The sequence below is a fragment of the Cryobacterium sp. M25 genome, assembly GCF_002929635.1.
Classification (GTDB): Bacteria; Actinomycetota; Actinomycetes; order Actinomycetales; family Microbacteriaceae; genus Cryobacterium; species Cryobacterium sandaracinum.
In genome coordinates this window covers 1-3,597 of record NZ_PJJU01000010.1, presented here as the reverse complement: position 1 = coordinate 3,597, position 3,597 = coordinate 1, and the positions used below count along the sequence as shown (strand labels likewise).

General features: G+C 53.1%; 2 rRNA genes. Both read left to right on the top strand.

Features of this window, described 5'->3' with window-relative positions:
- Positions 1 to 168 precede the first annotated feature (168 nt).
- Positions 169 to 3,314: ribosomal RNA gene (locus CXY81_RS00095) — 23S ribosomal RNA — on the top strand.
- Between the two features lie 135 nt (positions 3,315 to 3,449).
- A 5S ribosomal RNA gene (gene rrf, locus CXY81_RS00090) occupies positions 3,450 to 3,566 on the top strand.
- Positions 3,567 to 3,597 lie beyond the last annotated feature (31 nt).

Below are 3,597 nucleotides of genomic sequence, written 5' to 3'. Positions count from 1 at the left end.
GGGTACCGCCCGTACTTTGAGAACTACACAGTGGACGCGAGCATCTTATATTTGACAGTCTTCGGACTGCGAATTACAAAGATCAACACACTTTTTGAGTGTGTGATCATTGGTCAATTTCGGTCGCGAATTTATTCGCGGCACTTAATCGATTCAAACTCATGTGATGATCAAATTTCTAAGAGCAAACGGTGAATGCCTTGGCATGTAGAGCCGAAGAAGGACGTAGTAATCTGCGATAAGCCTCGGGGAGTTGATAAACGAACTGTGATCCGAGGATTTCCGAATGGGGAAACCCCGCCAGGCCCTTTGGGTGACCTGGTGACTCCCGCCTGAATATATAGGGCGGGTAGAGGGAACGTGGGGAAGTGAAACATCTCAGTACCCACAGGAAGAGAAAACAATAGTGATTCCGTTAGTAGTGGCGAGCGAAACCGGATGAGGCTAAACCGATCATGTGTGATAGCCGGCAGGCGTTGCATGGTCGGGGTTGCGGGACTTTTCTGCTGCTTCTGCCGAACAGTGAGGGTTAGAGCGTTGTATAGACGAACAGGATTGAAAGCCTGGTCATAGAGGGTGCGAACCCCGTAGTCGAAATGCAGTTATCGCCCGAAGAGTATCCCAAGTAGCACGGGGCCCGAGAAATCCCGTGTGAATCCGTCAGGACCACCTGATAAGCCTAAATACTCCTACATGACCGATAGTGAACAAGTACCGTGAGGGAAAGGTGAAAAGTACCCCGGGAGGGGAGTGAAATAGTACCTGAAACCGTTTGCTTACAAACCGTTGGAGCCAGGCTGTGCCATTCGTGGTGCGGATTTCTGGTGACAGCGTGCCTTTTGAAGAATGAGCCTGCGAGTTAGTGATATGTGGCGAGCTTAACCCGAGAGGGGAATGCGTAGCGAAAGCGAGTCTGAATAGGGCGATTCAGTCGCATGTCCTAGACCCGAAGCGAAGTGATCTATCCATGGCCAGGTTGAAGCGACGGTAAGACGTCGTGGAGGACCGAACCCACTTCAGTTGAAAATGGAGGGGATGAGCTGTGGATAGGGGTGAAAGGCCAATCAAACTTCGTGATAGCTGGTTCTCTCCGAAATGCATTTAGGTGCAGCGTTGCGTGTTTCTTGCCGGAGGTAGAGCTACTGGATGGCCGATGGGGCCTAAAAGCTTACTGACGTCAGCCAAACTCCGAATGCCGGTAAGTGAGAGCGCAGCAGTGAGACGGTGGGGGATAAGCTTCATCGTCGAGAGGGAAACAACCCAGACCACCAACTAAGGTCCCAAAGCGCGTGCTAAGTGGGAAAGGATGTGGAGTTGCACAGACAACCAGGAGGTTGGCTTAGAAGCAGCCACCCTTGAAAGAGTGCGTAATAGCTCACTGGTCAAGTGATTCCGCGCCGACAATGTAACGGGGCTCAAGCACGCCACCGAAGTTGTGGCATTGATATTTTTGGTAAGCCGCACCCTTGTGGTGTTGGTTCAGCCGTGTTGATGGGTAGGAGAGCGTCGTGTGGCCAGCGAAGCGGCGGTGTAAACCAGCCGTGGAGGCTACACGAGTGAGAATGCAGGCATGAGTAGCGAAAGACGGGTGAGAAACCCGTCCTCCGAAAGATCAAGGTTTCCAGGGCCAGGCTAATCCGCCCTGGGTAAGTCGGGACCTAAGGCGAGGCCGACAGGCGTAGTCGATGGACAACGGGTTTATATTCCCGTACTGGCGAAAAACCGCCCAAACTAATCCAGTAATGCTAAGCATCTGAATCCTCTAGATGGATCCCTTCGGGGTGAAGCGTGGGGCCTAGCGTGCGACCCTATGCTGGTGCGGTTAGCGTATTAACAGGTGTGACGCAGGAAGGTAGCTGAGCCGGGCGATGGTTGTCCCGGTCTAAGGATGTAGGCCGAGAGATAGGCAAATCCGTCTCTTATGAAGGTTGAGACCCGATGGGTAGTCCTCACGGACGAAATCAGTGATCCTATGCTGCCAAGAAAAGCATCGACGCGAGGTTTTAGTCACCCGTACCCCAAACCGACTCAGGTGATCAGGTAGAGAATACTAAGGAGATCGAGAGAATCGTGGTTAAGGAACTCGGCAAAATGCCCCCGTAACTTCGGGAGAAGGGGGGCCTGAGGCGTGAAGGGATTTACTCCTGGAGCGTTCGAAGGCCGCAGAGACCAGTGGGAAGCGACTGTTTACTAAAAACACAGGTCCGTGCCAAGTCGCAAGACGATGTATACGGACTGACGCCTGCCCGGTGCTGGAAGGTTAAGAGGAACGGTTAGCCGCAAGGCGAAGCTGAGAATTTAAGCCCCAGTAAACGGCGGTGGTAACTATAACCATCCTAAGGTAGCGAAATTCCTTGTCGGGTAAGTTCCGACCTGCACGAATGGCGTAACGACTTCCCAGCTGTCTCAACCGCGAACTCGGCGAAATTGCATTACGAGTAAAGATGCTCGTTACGCGCAGCAGGACGGAAAGACCCCGTGACCTTTACTACAGCTTGGTATTGGTGTTCGGTGTGGCTTGTGTAGGATAGGTGGGAGACTGTGAAGCTTGGACGCTAGTTCAGGTGGAGTCAACGTTGAAATACCACTCTGGTCATATTGGATATCTAACTTCGAACCGTGATCCGGTTCAGGGACAGTGCCTGGTGGGTAGTTTAACTGGGGCGGTTGCCTCCTAAAAAGTAACGGAGGCGCCCAAAGGTTCCCTCAACCTGGTTGGCAATCAGGTGTCGAGTGTAAGTGCACAAGGGAGCTTGACTGTGAGACTGACAAGTCGAGCAGGGACGAAAGTCGGGACTAGTGATCCGGCAGTGGCTTGTGGAAGCGCTGTCGCTCAACGGATAAAAGGTACCTCGGGGATAACAGGCTGATCTTGCCCAAGAGTCCATATCGACGGCATGGTTTGGCACCTCGATGTCGGCTCGTCGCATCCTGGGGCTGGAGTAGGTCCCAAGGGTTGGGCTGTTCGCCCATTAAAGCGGTACGCGAGCTGGGTTTAGAACGTCGTGAGACAGTTCGGTCCCTATCCGCTGCGCGCGCAGGAAATTTGAGAAGATCTATCCCTAGTACGAGAGGACCGGGATGGACGAACCTCTGGTGTGTCAGTTGTTCCGCCAGGAGCACCGCTGATTAGCTACGTTCGGAACGGATAACCGCTGAAAGCATCTAAGCGGGAAGCCGGCTTCGAGATGAGATTTCCATCCCTTCGGGGGAGAGGCTCGCAGCTAGACTACTGCGTTGATAGGCCGGATGTGGAAGAGGGGACTAAAGACCCTCGGAGCTGACCGGTACTAATAAGCCAATAATTTGATAACACACCAGTTTGAATAAGCTGCAAGCGTCCACTATGTGGTTCTCGATGTACGGTCGAGAACAACGCCCCACGGTGTCTCATAAACACCGAGGGGCTCTATAACTAAAAAATATAGGTTCGATTCATCGAAAGATGTTTCGGCGGCTATAGCGAGAGGGAAACGCCCGGTCACATTCCGAACCCGGAAGCTAAGACTCTCAGCGCCGATGGTACTGCAGGGGGGACCCTGTGGGAGAGTAGGACACCGCCGGACTCAACGTAGCAACACACACAATGGCCACCCT